Consider the following 18,807-nt stretch of genomic DNA (forward strand, 5'->3'; position numbering starts at 1 on the left):
TTCAATAAGGACCAGGGATTCAGTTTCCCGGAGCAGGCTGACCAGTCGGGGGAAAATTCGGCGTGCGCGGGGTTGCTGATGGGCATTACGGATCATGGAGCGATCCAGCTTCACGATGTTGGGATTGATCTTCCAGATACGGTCGAAGTTGGATTGACCTGTACCGAAATCATCAATAGCCACCAGAAAACCTGCTTTACGGAATTCCTGTACAAACTCGGCTAAAAGCAGTTCGTCATGAACGGCATCTTCCAGAATTTCCAGTACGATCTGCTCTGGCTGAAAGCCAAACTCTGCCAGTGTATGGCGGATACCCGCAGCATCCATATTGCTTTGACGGATCTCCTCGCCCCGGATATTCAGGAATAACCAACCATCTCTAAGACCCAGTAACCGAAAGTTCATCAGGTGCAAGGCACGGCTAACCCGGTCAAGATGGCTGATCTGGGAAGGTGTTCGACACTGAGCGAAAAGGGCTAAAGGGGACTCGGCTTCGTTGTTCAGATAGGGGCGCATCAGGGCTTCATAGCCTACTGTTCTCTGATGGGTCAGAGAGATGATCGGCTGATAATGACTGTGCAACTGGTAACCGGCAAAATGTCCGATAAAGCGATCCTGTTGCTTTTCGATGCGATTAGGGTGGATGCCCAACCGGCGAATCCTTTCCGGGGGCAGTTGACCCATATCGGATAACTGTTGCTCTGTAGCCATAATGCTCATTCTGATGATGTGGTAACGGAGTTAATGCACAAAACAGGCCAAAAACATTCCTGATGATTGAAGCAAAAAAGCCTTTAATTTCAACAGGTTTGCGTTTTCAGGATTTAAAATCCCGGGGTTAAGGTGCTCTTTTTTGGTGCGTTTTTTGTCAATCATGGTAATTGTGCGCTCTTTTGGTGCGCTTTGGGTCGGGATAAGATTAGCATTGCACCATAAAAAAGCGGATCTGCGAAGCGCTGATGATTTCAGTGGGCAGTAGCATAGACTTGTTGAGAGGCAGCGGTCACAGGTACAAAGGCCAGCTTTTGGTGTAGAATGTGTGCGCTTAAATTTATAAGCTTTATTTTCTTTGGTGCCGGGCTGTCCTGGTGCCGGATTTTTAACGTTAGAGCCGCAGTTGTCTCCTGATCATGAAGTGCTTTCAAGCTGATGGGACACCTGAAACAGAATGAGTTGATTGTTAGATATGGAACGGACATACACCTTGGTAATCTCCTGCCCGGACCGGGTAGGTATTGTGGCAAAAGTCAGCAACTTTCTGGCGATGTATGGCGGCTGGATTACTGAAGCCAGTCACCATTCTGATCAGGTAGCCAACTGGTTCTTTATGCGCCATGAGATTCGTGCAGATACCGTTCCCTTTGGTCTGGAAGAGTTCCGTACCGCTTTTGCCCCGATCGCCCGTGAATTTGAGATGGATTGGTTTCTCTCGGACTCTGATCAGAAAAAGCGTGTTGTGCTGATGGCAAGCAAAGAGTCTCATTGCTTAGTCGATCTGCTGCATCGCTGGCAGAGTGGTGAGCTGAAGATTGAGATCCCTTGTGTCATCTCAAATCATGAAGACTTTCGTGACCTGGTGGAGTGGCACGGTATTCCCTACCACTATGTACCCGTGGACAAGAACAACAAGCAGGAATCTTTCGATAAGGTCGAGCAGCTGGTTGAAGAGGCTAATGCCGATTGTGTTGTTCTGGCGCGCTATATGCAGATTCTTCCACCGAACCTCTGTGAAAAATATGCTGGTCGTGTGATCAATATTCACCATAGCTTCCTGCCTTCTTTTGCGGGTGCCAAGCCTTATCATCAGGCTTATGAGCGCGGTGTTAAACTGATTGGTGCAACCTGCCACTATGTGACCGCAGAGTTGGATGCAGGCCCGATTATCGATCAGGATATTCAGCGTGTGAGTCATCGGCACACCATCGAAGATATGGTCCGTCTGGGCAAAGACGTTGAAAAAGCAGTGTTAGCCCGAGGCCTGCGCTGGCATATTGAAGACCGAGTTCTGGTGCATGAGAACAAGACGGTGGTTTTTAACTAAACCCTATTGTGCTGACTGACTTAACGAGCCAGTCAGGCTTTACATCGATAAGCTCTTTCAAGAGCTCAGGCAGCGGCTAAACTTGGGTCTTCAGACCGGATGTTTAAGCCGCTGTTTTTTTTGCGTAAATCCTGGCTATGAACTTAACTGAAGAGTGAGCTTTGATAAGAAGCGGTTCAGATGCATTTCGCCGCATCATAAGGGTTTACATGCAGAGGAGGCGTTAAGATGCCTAAGTCTGTCAGGGTCAGTGATTATATGGCTGATCAGCTGGTTTGTTTTACACCGGATATGAATATTTTTAATGCCGTGGATAAGCTATTGGAGCGGAATATTACCGGAGCCCCTGTTCTTGATGCCAAAGGTGCGTTGATTGGCATTCTGTCCCAAACGGATTGTTTGCAGAATGTACTTAAGGGCAGCTTTTATGATGACTCTGCTGATACGGTTGCTCATTACATGCAGACTGAAGTGGATACGGTTCGGGTTGATGAGGATGTTGTTTCTGTCGCTCAGAAACTGATCCGGAATCACCGGCGTCGGTTTCCTGTGGTTGATAGCAGTGGGGCTTTGGTTGGAATGATTACTGCTTCTGATGTCCTTCGGGTTATCCGGGATTTTGCTGAGCATCGTTAATCTCTAGGCTGTTAGGGTAAGGTATTGAAATACAGATGATAGTTGGGGCTGTGTAGGATATATCTTACAAGTACAGAGGGGATTCGCGACTATTGCCTCAGTGAGTGATCACCTAGAATGAAGTCTCTCGGGGAAATGTAGAAAAGCGCAATGGAAGCGAGTCCACGGAACGGACTGTTATCGTATATAGAGAGCCTCCAAGGATTGGAGGCTTTTTTTTGCCCAAATTTTCTCATGAGCCTGTTTTTTTATTCCACCCTCATCTGTCTGATAATTATTCGCCTTTCATCTGCCGTAGTGCACCAATACAATGTCTGCCTCGTAAACAGTCGCATTCTGGGTTAACCCGAATCTGTCTGTATCAACGAACGTTTCTCACAAGGACATTCCCGTGATCGCCCAAAAAGAGACTTCTTGTCGTCTGATCTCATTGCTTATTGTTTCGGTGGCCTTTTGGGCTTCTTTATTCAGCCTGACTGCCAGAGCGGAGCGGATTATATTTCCAATCGTTTTCAGTTCTCCGGATACCGGGTTTGCAGGGGGGGCGGCTGTTATTTGGGCTTTACCAAATCCGGAGGCCGGGGAGAATAAGAACGATACCGTTCGGGTTTTTGGTTTTCTGACTCAAAAAGGCCAGATGATGGCCTCAGTGGGGACAAGTCTTTATCGTGATCAGGGATATATGCTGTTAGAACCCTCGGTTACTTTTGGAAAAAGTGCTGAGACCAGTTATGGGCTGGGAGGTGTGAGCTCATCGGACTCGGAAGAGAGTTATGAAACTGAGTTTGTTAGTCTGAAATTTGGAGCAGGTTGGAACCTTTTAAGAGAGAGTTATTTTGGGCCTACAATCAAGTTTCAGAGCCGGGAATATACAGATGTGTCCGAGGCGGTAAATCTGAGACGTTATTTGGCCGCCAATGATGAAAAACTGGAATCGACTCGAATTGGATTAGGGGTTCAGCTGAAACGGGATACCCGGAATAATAATTTCTACCCGGAGAAAGGTGTTTACAGCGTAGCTGATTTCACGGTGTTTGATGAGTCATGGAAGAGTGACTATACCTTCAATCTTTTTACTCTGGAGCACCGTCGTTTTATACCTCTGGATCCACGCTCTGTATTTGCTATTCAGGCTAAAATTAAGGCTGCCAGTGGGCATGTGCCTTATGACCAAATGCCATCTATTGGAGGCTCTCAAAGTCTTCGTGGTGTTTTGCAGGCTCGTTTCAGGGACGATCTTGCGCTCTCGAGCCAACTGGAGTGGCGTCATATTCTGACACAGAAGATAGGGGTTGTAGCTTTTACAGGTTTTGGTGATGTGTTCCCATCAGTCGATGAAGTTGGGATATCCGATCTCAAATATGCCTTCGGAGTTGGTGGTCGTTATGCGCTGGGTCAGCAGCAGCGCATTAATTTAAGTTTAGACTTGGGGTACAGCGATGCCTTAGGCGATGCTGAGGCAGATGGTTTTAACGTCTACTTTCAGGTGGGTGAGGCTTTCTGATCCCGCTGTGAATCAATTGGCCTGAATAGGGTGGTCGCTTCAGACTGTTATATTTGGGCTGCGACTGTCGTGTGGAATACGGATCGATGAACTTTTCTTCCAACGAGATTGAAGGTCTCTGGGTATGGGTTGCGAATATAGCGGCCATCGTGGCTGTGCTTCATGCTATTCGTCATGCTCAGTGGAAAAAGCTTTTTGCTGATACGCAGTTTCAGCATCTTTATCTTGGTGCCACTGTTTTTGTGACCTTACTTTGGCAGCTTAAGGCAGATATCACACCTTTGGTCAGCCTGCATTTTCTGATGTCGATGACGCTAACCGTTATGTTCCGGTGGCATTTTGCGCTATTGGCCAGTGTGCTCGCGCTTGCAGGTTTAACCTGGAGCGGTAAAGCGCCCATTGAATTGTTTGGCGTTAATGTTTTTACCACGGGTGTCGTGCCTGTCGCAGCCAGCTATTTTATCTATCGGTGGGTGGATGAGTATCTGCCAGACAACTTTTTTGTCTTGCTTTTTATTGGTTGCTTTTTTGGTAGTGCTTTAACGGCTCTGGCCTCTGGTTTGTCGTTAATGGTTGGTTTGTGGCTAGGGTCCACAGCCTACGACTTTGCCCGTATATCCAGTGAATATTTTCTTTTTCTGCCCGTTATTTTGCCACCGGAAGCTGTCGTCAATGGCATGTTGTTGAGCTCCATTATGGTCTTTAAGCCGGATTGGGTACAAAGCTTCGACTATCAGCGCTATTTTGATGATAAATAACGTTTTTTCTTCCGGATTATCACTCTTTTGAGTGGAATGAATCTCATTTTCTGTTAATATTCTGCCCGTCCCGGGGGAGTAGTCGCTCTTCTTGTCCGAAGGTTTTATTCCAGAAACCGATCGGACCAAACCAGAGGTTTACATCAACATAGTTGGTCCTCAATGACCATGGTGTAAACAGCCGCATTGAACGCAATCGGCCTGACGAGACCTGTGACACAACATGCTGAACCGGGGCCGGAGCAGCGTGATGTGTCATAGTGTTTGTTCTCTGCCGGCCCCTCAAGTGAATTCCATGGAAGCATTTCTTTTTTCAACTTTTTCAGTAGCGCTTGCCGAAATTGGCGACAAGACTCAGCTGCTGGCGTTTCTTCTGATTTCCCGATTCCGTAAACCCTGGCCGATTATCTGGGGTATTCTGGTAGCGACCCTGGCAAATCATGCGATTGCAGGCTGGTTAGGCGCTGTTGCTGCTGATTGGCTGCAGGGCGCCTGGTTGACCTGGTTGGTGGGAGGCTCCTTTATTGCGGTAGGTCTCTGGATTCTGATTCCCGATAAAATGGATGATGAGGAGGAGAACCCGTTTGAGAAATACGGGGCTTTTGTAGCGACCGTTATTCTCTTCTTTATTGCTGAGATCGGAGATAAAACACAGGTCGCAACTGTTATTCTGGGGGCCCAGTTTGAATCTCTGTTCTGGGTTGTGATGGGGACGACAGTGGGTATGATGCTGGCGAATGTGCCCGTGGTGGCGATTGGTCATCTTGCGGTGGATAAGTTGCCTCTGAAGTGGATCCGTATTGTAGCCAGTTCTGCCTTCGTTATTCTGGGGGGCTGGGTGTTGCTGTCTGAGCAGGCGATTATGGGCTGAAGGCGTTTGGCAGTACTCTTTCCGGCGTATTGCTCAAACACAAAGCCGGTTGAATCCAGAGGGATTCAACCGGCTTTTTGATTTCATAAGGGTGGATTCACTCGCGAACAGGGCGTTTTTGTAGCTTTCGCTGCAGTGTTCTGCGGTGCATGCCGAGCTGGCGGGCAGTGGCCGAAATATTGCCGTCGTTTTCCGTCAACACCTTCTGAATATGCTCCCAGGTGAGGCGGTTGACGCTCATCGGTTTTTCCGCAATTTCCTGCTCAGGGTTAGCATCTGTTTGTTGCAGGGCTGCCAGTATTTCATCGGTGTCTGCTGGCTTGGGAAGGTAGTTCACGGCACCCAATTTAATCGCTTCTACTGCGGTGGCGATGCTGGAGTATCCGGTGAGGATCACGACTTTGCAGTCGGGTATCCGCTGGATCAGTTGGGGTAACAGGTTAAGCCCGGTATCACCTTCCATCTTCAGATCCAGAGAAGCGAGGCTTGGCTGGTGCTCTTCAATCAGTGGCAAGGCTGACTCAGCGGAATCCGCAACCACAGGGGTGTAGCCCCGTCGGCTCAGCGAGCGTGACATCACCTGAGTGAAGACAGGATCATCATCAACAATCAGAAAGACCTTGTTTCTAAGTCCTGTCATTGAGGGGGTACTTTGGCTGTTATTCAGGCTTTGGGGGCTCATCGTTCGAGTCCTCTTGTCGTGTATCAGGGCTGTTTGCATCAGAACTGCGTGGCTGGATAACCGGTAGGGTTACTTCTGTTAAGGTGCCGGTTTCTGCTGGGCCATCACTTTGCTGAGTGCTGATTGTTTTGTTTATGTTATCACTGTTCAGACTATAAAGACGCACGGTACCCTGAAAGCGGTTGATCGTAGCATGGGTCAGAAACAGGCCTATTCCCATGCCTTCCTCTTTGGTCGAGATAAAAGCTTCGCCCAGATGTGCGGCGACATCCGGATCGATACCCGGACCATAATCCCGGATTCGAATCACACATTCATGATCATTCCAGCGTACACTGATATCGACCCGTTGCGGGCTGACATCTGCCGCGTTGTTCAACAGGTTCAGTAGTGCCTGTTCCAGGGTTTTATCCCGCTCCAGTAAAGGCATCGGCTGCTTTTTACTGCAATCTAAGCTGAAGTGAACATCGGGTCGTAACACCTGCCAGTCTTCAATAATCGGGGCGATAAAGTCGCAGACAGGGGTGCGTGTGATTCGATTGATTTCTGCCTGCTGGGTCAGTAACTGTAGTTTGGTTTTGCAGCGGTCAACCTGTTCCCGCATCAGGGCTAAATCTTCCTGCAGTAGTTGGTCTTCCGGGTAATCCCGGCTGATATCCTTCAGCATGACAGCCAGAGTGGACAAGGGTGTTCCCAGCTCATGGGCGGTTCCTGCTGCCTGAGTGGCCACAGCCAGTATTTGTTCATCCCGCAGCACCTGCTCCCGAACGTCCCCAAGCATCTTCTCTCTGTGCCTTAGTGTGTGGGCCATCTTAAAGACAAACGTCGTAATGAGTCCGGTTGAAAGCAGAAAGTTCAGCCACATACCCAGCAGATGAAGATTAATACCTGCGCCAGTATGGCTGAGTTCCGGTACCGCGATATAGAACTGCATCAGGAAGGTATAAGAGCTGAGTACTGCTGCGGCGATAATCCAGGTGAAAATCCATGGCAATGTTGCCGCACTGATTGTCAGCGGCACCAGAAAATAAGAGATAAAGGGGTTATTCGCGCCACCGGAGTAATAGAAAAAGAGGCTAAGTCCGATGACGTCCGCCAGCAGGTGAAACAGGTATTCCGAATCGGTGACCTGATAGGGTAGGCCCAGTCGCCACCAGGTCAGCATATTCAGTGCGGCCATCACGATGATAATCATGATCAGAGGTATTGCCAGCAGGTGAATCTTGAGGATCTCCGTGCCTATGATGATCGACAGCAGAAAGCCAGTCCAGGCGATACCCCGGATTAGAGTCAGACGAATCAGATTACGCCCTGGTGTCGATAATGGCAGTGGCTGGTGCATGCAAGTAACCGCGAGTAGTGGACAGAAATATTATGAGAAATATCAAAACATTATGCACTTTTGCCACTGCAAACGGGAGTCTTAACAACGTAGCAAAATGTCGCAGCAGTAAAATACGATATTGCAGCAATATGAATGATCTGTCCTGAGTTATGCCTCGTAAAAGCCGCATAACACGTCTTTTTCCCAACAGAGGAGAGTCAGGGATATGCGTTATATCCTGTTGTTATGGTCATTGTTTGTGCTGACTGGGTGTAGCTCTATGGATATCGAAGATTTTTCAAACAAAGAACCCAAACTGGTACTGGAAGATTATTTTCAGGGCAAAACTTATGCCTGGGGTGTATTCGAAGACAGATTTGGTACTGTGCGTCGTCAGTTTCAGGTTGAGGTGGATGGTCATTGGAACGGTAAAACCTTAACCCTTGAGGAGTATTTTCTCTATGACGATGGCGAGAAAGATAAGCGAACCTGGGTGATTACGAAGCATCCGGATGGTCGCTATACGGGTACCTTTGGTGAGATTGTCGGCGATGCGGAGGGCTTGGTTCGGGGTAATGCTCTTAATTGGGTCTACGTGATGGACCTTCCCGTTGGCGATGATACCTGGCGGGTTAAGTTTGACGACTGGATGTTCCTGCAGCCCGGTAAGGTGATGATTAATCGTGCTGTGGTTAAAAAGTGGGGTTTCGAGCTGGGAACGGTCACCCTGTTCTTTACGCCGGAGAAGATGCTCAACGGAGCGCCATTTCAGCTTGCTGATGAGTCATTCGGTGAGTGATCTGCTACTGCGCCAGGATGTCTGACCTGTATCTGATACAGGCATCCTGGCGTGTTGAATACTCTCTGTTGATTTTCAGTTTATGGCAGGTCTACGCAAACGCGTTAGCCTTTTGGTCTTCGAAAACCACGCATTGATTCCGGCCCTGACGCTTGGCTGTGTACAGAGCCTGATCCGCTTGTTTCAGTACCTGTTCCGGTGTCTGTGAATGATGGGTGTAACAGGATATGCCTATGGAGATCTGGATAGACCCGATCTGCGCCAGTGTCATTTCTGCGACACTGGATCGCAAGCTTTCGGCTATCTTCTGAGCCTCATCCTGAGGTGTCTCTGGTAAAACCAGAACAAACTCCTCGCCACCGGTTCTGGCGATAATATCCTGCTCTCGTGAGAGTTCAGCCATTTTTCGGCTCAGGCTGACAAGTGCCTTGTCACCGGCCTCATGACCAAAGCGGTCATTGACGCGTTTGAAGTGATCGATATCCAGAGCCAGTATCGAAAATGGTTTGCTATTCTGCTGTAATTCGCCGAGGGAAAGTTCCAGACTCCGCCGGTTATAGGCACCCGTCAGTGGATCCGTTGATGCGGCATGACGTAGTTGTCCGATCTGATGCTGAAGAAGAGTAAAACCTTTTAGCATTGCCTGCTTAAGTTCACTGCTCTCAAAATACCAGGACCGTATCATTCTGAGATGGTGGTAGGTATTCGGTTGATCCATGGTTCTGGCCGACTGGGCAAGTTGCTTTAGCGGACGGGCGATCAGTCGGGATAACATCCATATGGTGAGGAAAATTACTATCGCCAGAGGCAGTGAGCGATAAAAGACTTCAGCCATCAGGTCATTCAGGGATGCCAGTGTATCCTCTACTGGTCGCTGGGCCACAACGCCCCATTGGGCCAGCCCAATTGGCGCAAAGCCAGCCAGCATTTGAATACCCTTGCTGTTCGTTACTGTCAGTGCTCCGGCATGTCCTTCCAGAACCTGAGAGATCACCTGATTTTCACCCACCACCTGACCTAAACGGTTTTGATCCGGATGATAGATCAGACGTCGGTTGGCATCCACGACATAAATATAGGAACCATCTTTGTAGTAATGTGTGGCCAATAGATCATTGAGGATGCTGCGCTCCTTAAGATAAAGAGTGCCACCAATATAACCCTGATAATTTCCTTTAACATCAAACAGGGGATGGGAGATAAAGACCAACAAACGCCCTGTTGCAGAGATGTAGGGAGGGCTGATCAAGGGTTTCTTTTCTTGTAAGGCTTCTTTAGCACCGTCAGAGGTCAGACGTTCGCCGATAATTTCTAAGGTGTTAGGAGATGTCGCCAAAACCTGCCCGTTATGGTCAGCAATAACGACAGAATTGAAACTGTCGGTTTGCAGACGTAAGCGGTCAGCCTGATGAAGAAGGTAAGCCTCATCCTGTAAGTGCCCACGTAGTTCATCTGCGGCAAAGGCTATCTGTTGTTGGGCGGCTTTCAGGAAGTTATTGGTTGTTGATGCCAGTTTGGTCGCGTAGGCAAAGTTGCTGTCCAGTTCATGCTTGATGAGTTGCTTCTTCTGTACCTCATAACTGGCATAAAAGCTGTTAATTAAGGTCAGCATAGCCGCTGAGAAAGACAGTAGCAGGATAAGACGGTTCAGGGTCAGGTAATTACCGCGCGTCGGTTTTTGCTGGTGCGAATCAGATTTTCCTTCCTGGATCGTTGAAGCAATCGACGGTTCTGCAAGCTGAACCTGCAGGTGTTCGGTTTGGAGTCGATCCATGATCTGTCATTTCCTATGAGCTGAGAATTCTTCAGATGAACGATGGGATTTAACGCAGTATTTCATAGTCTTGTAATGTACGCGGGAAATAATAGCGGCTGTAAAAATAAAAGCGAGCCTTTCATGCCCGCTTTTTGTGCGTTGCAGAAGGTTTTAGACTCAAGTCAACTCAGTTGGATTCATCAGTTGTTCTAAAGTCTGGCGGTTGATGCCGGTCATCTCCTGTGCAACATCGATCACCGGGCGTTTCTCCTTGTAAGCTTTTTTAGCGATTTCGGCAGCTTTCATATAGCCAATCACAGGGTTTAGCGCCGTCACCAGAATCGGGTTTCGCCCAAGGCTTTCTTCGATCACATCATGGTTGATGGTGAAATCTGCTACTGCTTTATCGTTAAGATGCTTAGCGCTTTCTGTCAGCAGTTCAAGGCTGTCGATCAGATTGCAGGCGATGACCGGTAGCATCACATTTAACTCAAAGTTACCGGATTGACCGGCAATGGTGATAGTGCTGTCATTGCCTATGACCTGAGCCATCGCCATGGCTACAGCTTCCGGAATCACAGGGTTCACTTTGCCGGGCATAATAGATGACCCGGGTTGTAGCGCTGTTAGCGAGATCTCACCTAACCCCGCCAAAGGGCCGGAATTCATCCAGCGCAAATCATTGGCAATTTTCATCTGAGCGACGGCACAGGTTTTCAACGCACCGGACAAAGCTACTGCAATATCCTGACTGCCGATTCGGGCAAAGGCGTTTTCAGCCGGCGAGAAATGAATGCCGGTGTTCAGACTCAGGTGCCGGCAGAACAGTGCTTTAAAATCCGGATGAGCATTGATTCCGGTACCTACAGCAGTTCCGCCCTGAGCCAGCTGATGCAGCTGAGGTTGCAGGTTCCTGAGTTGATGCACCGATTCATCAAGTTGATGTGCCCAGGCTTGTAGCGTTTGTCCGAAAGTCACCGGCATGGCATCCATCAGGTGTGTTCGGCCGGTTTTAGTCACTTCTTTAAGATCATCAGCCCGGCTTTTCAGCGTCTGGCTTAGCTGATTTAGCGCCGGTATCAGTTGGTCGCTGAGTAAAATCGCAGCACTGATATGCAGAGCGCTGGGAATGCTGTCGTTGCTGCTTTGCCCCAGGTTCAGTTCATCATTGGGGCTGATATCCTGCCCCAACTCGGCTCCTACCAGGTGGGCAAGCACTTCATTGGCGTTCATGTTACTGCTGGTACCTGAGCCTGTCTGAAAGCGGTCAACAGGGAAGTGCTGCATCAGATCTTCAGAAATCAGCATCCGGTCAACCTGAGCTGATATCGTTTCGGCAACCTTGGGGGCCAGCAGTTCAAGCTCTGCATTAGCCGATGCTGCAGCCTGTTTGACCCTCAGTAATGCGCGAATAAAGGGTGCAGGCATCGGTTTATTACTAATGGAAAAGTTATTAATGGCACGCTGGGTTTGCGCGCCATAAAGAGCGTCGGATGGAATTTCCACGGCGCCCATGCTGTCATTCTCGGTTCTAAATTTCATGCGCTGTCCTTACCCGGAAGTGCTAATGCAAACCACCGGTTGATGTGGGAATATCATATTCAGACTATAGCATAGGTCATAGCTCTGCTTTTTGAAGGTTTTGCCCGATAATCTGCTTAAAAGCCAGCGTATTAAACGGTTATTGATAGAAACATTAAGGAATTGAATGTGATTAAACAGATACGACAGCTCATTTTTGCTGCCAGCGCGGGATTGATGCTGCTGACCAGTACAGAAGCGTTTGCTCATGCGGCACACTGCAAGGATACCGAACTGGGTGAGCTGATGAAGGAGATGAAGCAGGAGCTGAAAGGCTATGTTAAGAGCTTTAAGCAATCGGACCAGACTGCTATGCAACAGCATTTGGATGAATTGATCAGAGATTCTCAGGAAGCAAAGGCGCTGATTCCGTTGAAATATGAGAATCATACTTCCGGTTCCGTTGATATCCAGCGCTATCAAAAGGGCATGCAGGACCTGTTGGATATGCTCGAACAGTTGAATCAGGCTGGTACTGATAAACGCAGAATAAAAGCGCTTCTGGCTGAGGTTAAACAGCACAGCAAAGACGGTCACGAGGCATTTCGTAAGGATTGTGACTGACGCTTTTGCCGTGCTGACGGGTGCTGTTGATCTTTCCTGTGCAGATAGCTATTCCTCAACTTCCGGGAGGGCGTAGGCCATCACTGCGCCCAGCACTCCAAGCACAGAAAGCGCCATAATCAGATTCAACGCATCAAAGCCGCTAAGGGCACTGCTAAAACCGATCAGTAGCAAAACAACACCGATACAGGTATTGCTTACCGAGACATAATCCGTGCGTTGGTTTCCCGACGCCATATTTACCAGGTAGGTTTTCCGGCCGATTCGAACCCCTTCATGGGCAATCGTGAGCAGAAAATACCCCAACGGTAGCAGCCAGATGCTGGCCAGAAGGTCTGGCAGATAAACCGCGATAGCATTGATCGTGATACCTAAAGCAGCGGCAATGATGGCCGCAACCATCATTACCTGTCGGCTGGAATGGTCGGCAAACATCCCCCAGAAGGGGCCGGAAAGCATTCCGGCAAGACCGCTGGTAATCACAAAAATACCTAAGGCCAGCGTTACGGACTGATATTCACTGGATAAGATGACATAGTAAGGGGCCGACAACGCGGTGCAGAGCAGCAGAGACCGGGTCAGCACAAAATGACGAAACGCCTTATCGGTTTTTAGAAGGTTGAGTTTTTTCAGGGCGTGAAGAAAGCCGTTTTTACCGCCATCAGTCTCACCGGGTTCTTCTGTCACCTGAGAGAACAGCAACGCTGCCAGCAGCCAAAGAGCGCCGCCAATACCGATAAACATCGCATAAAACAGAAGGTCGTTTTCGGCACCATCAGAGTGACCTTTAAAGTAAAGCAGTCCACCAACAACCAGTGTAATCCCGCCAGCCATACTGGCAGCCAGTCCGCTTAAACGGCCGCGTTTGGGTTTAGGGATGGTCTTTCCGGTGACATCTTTGGAGGCGACTGAGCACAAGCCTCGGGCAAGGCTGAAGATCACCAGAAAAGCGATCACCGTCCAGCCTGCGGCATCGCCCGTCAGGTAAAAAAGGCTCAGTGCGATAGCAAACATGCAGAGTGCCTGAATCACAGAACCCAATACCCAAGCGGTTTTACGGATTGCCATCTTGCGAACGTAGCTGGCGATCAGCAGTTGTGGTATCAGAGAACCGGACTCCCGAATCGGTACCAGAAAGCCGATTAGGTAGAAGGGGGCTCCCGCCATATTCATCAGAGCGGGCAACACGACCTTAGGGTTAGCAAAGGCATCTCCAAGCTTGGTAAGAAACTGACTGAACAGGGTCTTGTTGAAATTGCCGGGAACTTCCCTGCAGGCCTCAGGGCTGATGTCCTTACAGGCGCGGGCATCTTCCTCGTTAGCGAGTTTATCGTAGAGATTATCGACCAGCTTTTCCATTTAACCCTCTCTGTTGGGCTGTTAATTCGCCATAAATCAGTAGGTTAATAAGTTAACATGGCATTATGTTGAATTGTAGGAAGCTGTCAGACATTCTTGGGGCTGGCGTTTGATTTACCCTCTTTTATGATATCTTCAAGCGGTATAGTTATATCAATTAAGCACACTATATAAACCTGCAGTTAACATCTGATCAAAGGACAGAAATGGAAATTGAAATAAATCTCAACAAGCCGATTGAAGAGGCAGAAGTGATTGGCCTCTATCGTGCTAATGGCTGGTCATCTGCCGAGAAACCGAAGCAGCTGATACCGGCGCTTCAGAACTCCCATACTCTGGTAACCGCTCGCATCAATGGCGAGTTGGTGGGTATCGGGAATGCCATTTCGGATGGTCATCTGGTGGTGTATTACCCGCACATGCTGGTGCACCCGGATCATCATGGTGAAGGAATTGGCCGCAAGATGATGCAGGCGATGCAGTCTGTTTATGACGGTTTCCATCAGCAGATGCTGACGGCTGATGGCGATGCCGTGGCTTTCTACAAGGCGCTGGGGTTTGAACGAGCGGGTAAAACTGAGCCAATGTGGGTATATGCCGGGAATGAGCATTAATCTCATAAATAGCTCGTTTTCAAACAGGCTTAGTCCGTTATATTGTCCTGCCTGAATGACTTGTTTTCATCGTGACTTTTTATAAGAATAGCGCGGCTATGAGGTTGATTGATCCTTCTGTTCAGTTAAAGGAAACCAGCCAGAATTGCCTCTTGTAATGCAAAATACTATCTAATGAGAGGTTAAAAGGAGCGTATGGATCGGATTGCACTAGGTCGCGTATTTATGAACGGCGGCGGTTTATTGCTTGTCTCCACAGCGGCAATTGACTGGGCTGAGATCATTGGAATTAACAATGGTTACCTGGCCATTGGAGGTACTATCGCTATGGTGGTTGGTTATGGTTTGGGTAGAAACGAGCTGTGACCAGCTACCTCACACGGGAAGACGTGTAGTCGGTGCGTTTATTTTTTGTTGTTTTCATCTGAAGTGTCTTGGGTTTCAGTTGATAAATTCCTTCCACCTCTCTGCTATGGAAAACAAGGATGCCTGTGACAAGCCGACGATTACCTTTTTGTGCTGTTCTCAGGCAATACCGTATTTTCCTGTTAGCGACAATGCTTGTGGCGTGTATCTCTGGTTTTATTGTTTCTTTAGGCATTAAGGTCACCGAGGAGACTTTTTATCACTCTCTCGATCAGGAATCGGAAGTCCTGGAAAAAAGTTTTAACACTCTGTTAGAACGGACCTACAAAAATATGGAGATGATTGCGACTTTTATCAGCAATAACAGTGAAGTCCAGCAGCTCTTTTATGGCGGTAAGTTAGCCGTTGAATCTGAAGGCGGTGGCCCCGGTGGCGATGTTGCTGCGGTTTTCAGAGATGCACTGAATGTTTCTGTTTCTGAGCGTTGGAAAAAGATCCAGAATAAGTTTGATGTCCGTCAGCTTCACTTTCATCTGGGTCCTGGATCTCTCAGTTTTCTTCGGGTTCATCGTCCGGAAAAATTTGGTGACCGGATGGATGAACTGCGCTACACCGTCGTGGATACCAATGCCTATCTTAAGTCTGTTCAGGGCTTTGAAACGGGTAGGGTTTATTCAGGTTTACGCGGTGTTGTGCCTGTTTTCGCAATTGATGCGGATACGAAACAAGAGGTTCATGTCGGAGCGCTGGAAGTTGGCACCTCCTTCAAAACAGTACTGAACATTTTTGATAACACACAGGATGTCGGTGTTGGCGTGTTACTCAAAAAAGACCATGTTGAAAATGCGATGTGGCCTGACGCTGTTCGCCGGCACTTTGACGGTTTAATTAAAGATTGCGATTGTTATCTGGAGGCGGAATCACGCGCTGGTGAATTATCGGAGCTAATTCGCTTGTCCGTGAATGATCAATCTCTTGGCCTTGATCACGCCTCAGCTGCAAAACTTTTCCCCCTTAATGGACGTTATTACGGCTTTTCTCAGATCCCTCTGTTTGACTACAAAAACAGTTTAAAAGGAGATAACCCGGACAATCGGGTGGGCTATATCGCTTTTTGGTTTGATCGAACCGCGGCTTATCAACAGCTACAGCAGACTAAAAAACAGTACATCTTTTTTGGTATAGCGGGTTTCTTCTTTGTCGCTCTGATTATGTTGCTGGTTGTTCGTTTTTATACCCGTTACCTGACCCGACAGGTTGATGAGAAAACCCAGGCATTGCAGGAACGTGCTGACCAGCTTAAAGCTGCCCAGCGAATTGCCCATCTCGGGCACTGGCAATGGATTCCTGCAACAGGCCAAATAACGGTATCGGATGAAGTGTATCGTTTGTTAGGGCTTGATCCCTATGAAGATACGGATCTCGAAGGTTTTATTCGTTGTGTGCATCCGTCTGATCGTGATGACGTGCGGAATACCCTGCAGAAGGTGAAAAAGGGTACAGCCTGTAACCTGACGCATAAAATTGAAACCTCTAACGGTGATGAAAGGTATGTGCGTAATCGAATGCAGGCGCTGAGAAACAGCGAGGGGCAGGTTGACCGCATTTTAGGTACGGTCCAGGATATCTCCAATCAGATCAAGCTTCAGAAGGCCGTGGAGGCTAAAGAACGTCTGTATCGTCAGATTTTTGAACGAAACCGAGCGGTAAAGTTGCTACTTAATCCTGTGACTGGCGATATTATCGATGCTAATGATGCGGCCCAGCGCTACTATGGCTACAGTCATGAAAAGCTCACTGGTATGCGCATTGACCAGATCAATACGTTAAGCATTGATGAGTTAAAAGCTGAGTTTGGTCGAATTCAGGATGAAAACCGTGACTATGGATCTTTTAAGCATCGGTTGGCTAACGGTGACATCCGAGATGTGGAAGTCTATACCAGTAACGTGGAATACGACGATCAGCATTTCTATCATTCGATTATCTTCGATGTTACTGAGCGTAATAAAATGGTTGCCAAGCTTCAAAATGCAGCCATGCATGACAGCCTAACCGGTCTTTTTAATCGTCGCAGTGTTGATTATCGGGCTGAGGCAGAGGTTTCGGACTACCAGCGGTCCGGACAAAAGTTTTCTGTCATGATGCTGGATATCGATCATTTCAAATGCTTTAACGACACTTACGGCCATGATATTGGTGATGTCGTTCTTAAAACGGTTGCCAGTTTGATTGAATCTCAGGTGCGAAGCAGTGACCTGGTCGGGCGATTTGGCGGGGAGGAGTTTATTGTTCTCGCCCCGGACACAAACCTTGAAAGCGTTAGAAAACTTGCGGAACGCATTATAAGCACGGTACGCAATCATGTGATAGACGTTAATGGTGAGGTGCTGCACATTACGTTATCCGCCGGTGTTGCAACGTTGGGAGAGAGTTTTATTCCTGAGAGTGTGACTGATCTCAAAGAGAGCTTCTATCAGTTGGTCAAACAGGCCGATGAAGCATTATACGAGGCGAAGAATAATGGGCGCGATCAGGTCGGTGGTTAGCGCCTGAGCGAGTTCGTCTATTCTGATAGTCGTTATCGCTATTGTCACCCGTCGCTGCAGATTGACTCAAGGGCTGGCAAGTGAAGTTGAAACCCCGTTGTCATAAAATATCGGTATGACTGAGAATGATCTGAGTGTCGGTAAGAACTTTGAGATTATTACGGATTGTTTGGTTTTATGGCGTGCATCCTGTTGCTTGGCCGGAACGAAGCAGATTTAAAAACGGGAGGGTAAAGTGTTTTTTGAAGGATTGATTGGTCGCCCAGCTCAGGTTTTGTTACCTCTTTTTTTACTTTTGCTCAGCGGCTGTAGTTTGCTGCAACCCCAGCAGACAACACCAGAGCCGTCAGAAGTCGTTACAGAAGAGGACAAGCCTTTGTCTGTATCTGACACGCTTAAGGTTTTGCCTGAAGGTGAAATAACCGGTGTCGTATCTTATCGTGAGCGTATTGCGCTTTTACCTCGTGCTTTTGTGCGTGTGGTGCTTATTCAGGAAGGTAAGAAATCGGAACCCCCTCAGGAGGTTGCTGAGCAAATTTTCCATCCGGCCGGACAGGTCCCTTTTGATTACCGCCTGAAGTTTAACCCTGAAGATATCCGGGGTGGCTTCCGATATGTGATTAAAGGTCAGATTTTCTCGGAAGATGAACGCTTGCTCTTTGCCAGTAAAGCGCCTGTCCCGGTCGAACCTCTGGGGCCAAAACGTGAGATTAACCTGCGCCTTATACAGGTTCCTATCACCCATCAATCTCAGCTTAAACCTGTAACGGCTGCTATCAGCCGGGTTTTTCAGTGCGGTGATTTTGCCTTTGGAACCCGAACCGGAATTGGAGAGATTGCGCTGTACCTGCCTGAAGGCATTCTTGTGTTGTCCCAGGTGCGTTCTGCGTCGGGGGTGCGCTACCGAGAAGGTGATACGCTTTTCTGGATGAAGGGGGATCAGGCGATGCTATCTCATCAGGGGACGTTTTACCGGCAGTGCCTGCGTAATGTCCGGCGTGAAGCCCGAGATCCCGTCGAACGTCGCCCGGTAGATTTTCGGGCTATTGGTCAGCAGCCTACCTGGTTGCTGGAGGTTGTCTCCGGTCATAATCTGAATCTGATTACAGAATACGGACAGAAGCGGGTTCAGTTGCCAGAGCCCAGTATTATCAGTCAGCAAGACAAAGTCGTCTTTCGTGCTAAAGACGATGAGAACCGGGTATCAGCTTCTGTTCGGGGCGAGGGTTGTTGGCTAACGGCTTTAGAAGGTGAAACCGGTTCCCGTAAAGAATGGCCGGACAAGGTGAGTGTCTGGTGGAACGGGCAGCATTATGAGGGCTGTGGTGAGTTTCTTCACTGATGTTGTTCAATACCTGAAAACGGGATCATTGATCCCGTTTTTTGTTTCTAATAAGTAAGGT

General features: G+C 48.4%; 17 protein-coding genes and 1 riboswitch. Of the genes, 11 read left to right on the forward strand and 6 right to left on the reverse strand.

The annotated features are described in order from the left end of the window. Window positions 1-711: EAL domain-containing protein (locus AC4GL5_RS14640; RefSeq protein WP_490383536.1), on the reverse strand; the 711-nt coding region annotated here is incomplete at its 3' end. Window positions 712-1,186: 475 nt separating this feature from the next. Here AC4GL5_RS14640 and purU point away from each other — a divergent pair. From purU to AC4GL5_RS14665, 5 genes are all read left to right on the forward strand, one after another. Then, complete coding sequence (gene purU / locus AC4GL5_RS14645; protein ID WP_490383537.1) at window positions 1,187-2,041, forward strand: formyltetrahydrofolate deformylase; 855 nt, start codon at window positions 1,187-1,189, stop codon at window positions 2,039-2,041. Window positions 2,042-2,269: 228 nt separating this feature from the next. After that, on the forward strand, window positions 2,270-2,677 hold the full coding sequence (locus AC4GL5_RS14650) for a CBS domain-containing protein (protein ID WP_490383538.1): 408 nt from the start codon (window positions 2,270-2,272) through the stop codon (window positions 2,675-2,677). Between the two features lie 391 nt (window positions 2,678-3,068). Continuing rightward, entirely contained in the window at window positions 3,069-4,181 is a 1,113-nt protein-coding gene (locus AC4GL5_RS14655) for a BamA/TamA family outer membrane protein (RefSeq protein ID WP_490383539.1), read from the forward strand. An 86-nt stretch (window positions 4,182-4,267) separates the two neighbouring features. Beyond that, a complete protein-coding gene (locus AC4GL5_RS14660) occupies window positions 4,268-4,939 on the forward strand; it encodes an energy-coupling factor ABC transporter permease (RefSeq protein WP_490383540.1) in 672 nt (223 codons plus the stop codon). Window positions 4,940-5,000: 61 nt separating this feature from the next. Further along, a riboswitch (yybP-ykoY riboswitch) is annotated at window positions 5,001-5,223 on the forward strand. A gap of 11 nt (window positions 5,224-5,234) precedes the next feature. Continuing rightward, a complete protein-coding gene (locus AC4GL5_RS14665) occupies window positions 5,235-5,810 on the forward strand; it encodes a TMEM165/GDT1 family protein (protein ID WP_490383541.1) in 576 nt (191 codons plus the stop codon). 97 nt (window positions 5,811-5,907) lie between these two features. Here AC4GL5_RS14665 and AC4GL5_RS14670 read toward each other — a convergent pair whose 3' ends face one another. Together AC4GL5_RS14670 and AC4GL5_RS14675 are read right to left on the reverse strand one after the other, a co-directional pair. Beyond that, window positions 5,908-6,450, reverse strand: coding sequence for a response regulator transcription factor (locus tag AC4GL5_RS14670; protein ID WP_490383560.1), 543 nt, complete (start codon window positions 6,448-6,450; stop codon window positions 5,908-5,910). Window positions 6,451-6,469: 19 nt separating this feature from the next. Next, window positions 6,470-7,834, reverse strand: coding sequence for an ATP-binding protein (locus AC4GL5_RS14675; RefSeq protein WP_490383542.1), 1,365 nt, complete (start codon window positions 7,832-7,834; stop codon window positions 6,470-6,472). Window positions 7,835-8,042: 208 nt separating this feature from the next. Here AC4GL5_RS14675 and AC4GL5_RS14680 point away from each other — a divergent pair, with 208 nt between their 5' ends. Continuing rightward, entirely contained in the window at window positions 8,043-8,615 is a 573-nt protein-coding gene (locus tag AC4GL5_RS14680; protein ID WP_490383543.1) for a DUF3833 domain-containing protein, read from the forward strand. Window positions 8,616-8,706: 91 nt separating this feature from the next. Here AC4GL5_RS14680 and AC4GL5_RS14685 read toward each other — a convergent pair whose 3' ends face one another. Next, window positions 8,707-10,389, reverse strand: a complete 1,683-nt coding sequence (locus AC4GL5_RS14685) for a sensor domain-containing diguanylate cyclase (protein WP_490383544.1) — start codon at window positions 10,387-10,389, stop codon at window positions 8,707-8,709. 159 nt (window positions 10,390-10,548) lie between these two features. Further along, on the reverse strand, window positions 10,549-11,913 hold the full coding sequence (locus tag AC4GL5_RS14690) for a class II fumarate hydratase (RefSeq protein ID WP_490383545.1): 1,365 nt from the start codon (window positions 11,911-11,913) through the stop codon (window positions 10,549-10,551). A gap of 168 nt (window positions 11,914-12,081) precedes the next feature. On the opposite strand from AC4GL5_RS14690, the gene AC4GL5_RS14695 reads away from it, so the two are divergent. Then, window positions 12,082-12,516 (forward strand): cytochrome b562, encoded by a 435-nt coding sequence (locus tag AC4GL5_RS14695; RefSeq protein WP_490383546.1) that lies wholly within the window; start codon window positions 12,082-12,084, stop codon window positions 12,514-12,516. A 48-nt stretch (window positions 12,517-12,564) separates the two neighbouring features. Here AC4GL5_RS14695 and AC4GL5_RS14700 read toward each other — a convergent pair whose 3' ends face one another. Further along, entirely contained in the window at window positions 12,565-13,875 is a 1,311-nt protein-coding gene (locus tag AC4GL5_RS14700; protein ID WP_490383547.1) for an MFS transporter, read from the reverse strand. Window positions 13,876-14,081: 206 nt separating this feature from the next. On the opposite strand from AC4GL5_RS14700, the gene AC4GL5_RS14705 reads away from it, so the two are divergent. From AC4GL5_RS14705 to AC4GL5_RS14720, 4 genes are all read left to right on the forward strand, one after another. Then, window positions 14,082-14,489 (forward strand): GNAT family N-acetyltransferase, encoded by a 408-nt coding sequence (locus tag AC4GL5_RS14705; protein WP_490383548.1) that lies wholly within the window; start codon window positions 14,082-14,084, stop codon window positions 14,487-14,489. 195 nt (window positions 14,490-14,684) lie between these two features. Continuing rightward, complete coding sequence (locus AC4GL5_RS14710) at window positions 14,685-14,855, forward strand: hypothetical protein (protein ID WP_490383549.1); 171 nt, start codon at window positions 14,685-14,687, stop codon at window positions 14,853-14,855. Window positions 14,856-14,974: 119 nt separating this feature from the next. Continuing rightward, complete coding sequence (locus AC4GL5_RS14715) at window positions 14,975-17,404, forward strand: sensor domain-containing diguanylate cyclase (protein ID WP_490383550.1); 2,430 nt, start codon at window positions 14,975-14,977, stop codon at window positions 17,402-17,404. A gap of 376 nt (window positions 17,405-17,780) precedes the next feature. Further along, window positions 17,781-18,746 carry a YbaY family lipoprotein gene (locus AC4GL5_RS14720; RefSeq protein WP_490383551.1) on the forward strand — a complete coding sequence of 322 codons (966 nt, stop codon included), beginning with the start codon at window positions 17,781-17,783 and terminating at the stop codon, window positions 18,744-18,746. Window positions 18,747-18,807 lie beyond the last annotated feature (61 nt).

The organism is Oceanospirillum sp., assembly GCF_982874595.1.

Excerpts from the sequence above, each read along its gene's own strand:
- AC4GL5_RS14680 (WP_490383543.1), top strand. The coding sequence starts at position 8,043 with ATGCGTTATATCCTGTTGTTATGGTCATTGTTTGTGCTGACTGGGTGT.
- AC4GL5_RS14650 (WP_490383538.1), top strand. The coding sequence starts at position 2,270 with ATGCCTAAGTCTGTCAGGGTCAGTGATTATATGGCTGATCAGCTGGTT.
- AC4GL5_RS14660 (WP_490383540.1), top strand. The coding sequence starts at position 4,268 with ATGAACTTTTCTTCCAACGAGATTGAAGGTCTCTGGGTATGGGTTGCG.
- AC4GL5_RS14705 (WP_490383548.1), top strand. The coding sequence starts at position 14,082 with ATGGAAATTGAAATAAATCTCAACAAGCCGATTGAAGAGGCAGAAGTG.
- AC4GL5_RS14715 (WP_490383550.1), top strand. The coding sequence starts at position 14,975 with ATGCCTGTGACAAGCCGACGATTACCTTTTTGTGCTGTTCTCAGGCAA.
- purU (WP_490383537.1), top strand. The coding sequence starts at position 1,187 with ATGGAACGGACATACACCTTGGTAATCTCCTGCCCGGACCGGGTAGGT.
- AC4GL5_RS14670 (WP_490383560.1), bottom strand. The coding sequence starts at position 6,450 with ATGACAGGACTTAGAAACAAGGTCTTTCTGATTGTTGATGATGATCCT.
- AC4GL5_RS14710 (WP_490383549.1), top strand. The coding sequence starts at position 14,685 with ATGGATCGGATTGCACTAGGTCGCGTATTTATGAACGGCGGCGGTTTA.
- AC4GL5_RS14675 (WP_490383542.1), bottom strand. The coding sequence starts at position 7,834 with ATGCACCAGCCACTGCCATTATCGACACCAGGGCGTAATCTGATTCGT.
- AC4GL5_RS14665 (WP_490383541.1), top strand. The coding sequence starts at position 5,235 with ATGGAAGCATTTCTTTTTTCAACTTTTTCAGTAGCGCTTGCCGAAATT.
- AC4GL5_RS14700 (WP_490383547.1), bottom strand. The coding sequence starts at position 13,875 with ATGGAAAAGCTGGTCGATAATCTCTACGATAAACTCGCTAACGAGGAA.
- AC4GL5_RS14685 (WP_490383544.1), bottom strand. The coding sequence starts at position 10,389 with ATGGATCGACTCCAAACCGAACACCTGCAGGTTCAGCTTGCAGAACCG.
- AC4GL5_RS14690 (WP_490383545.1), bottom strand. The coding sequence starts at position 11,913 with ATGAAATTTAGAACCGAGAATGACAGCATGGGCGCCGTGGAAATTCCA.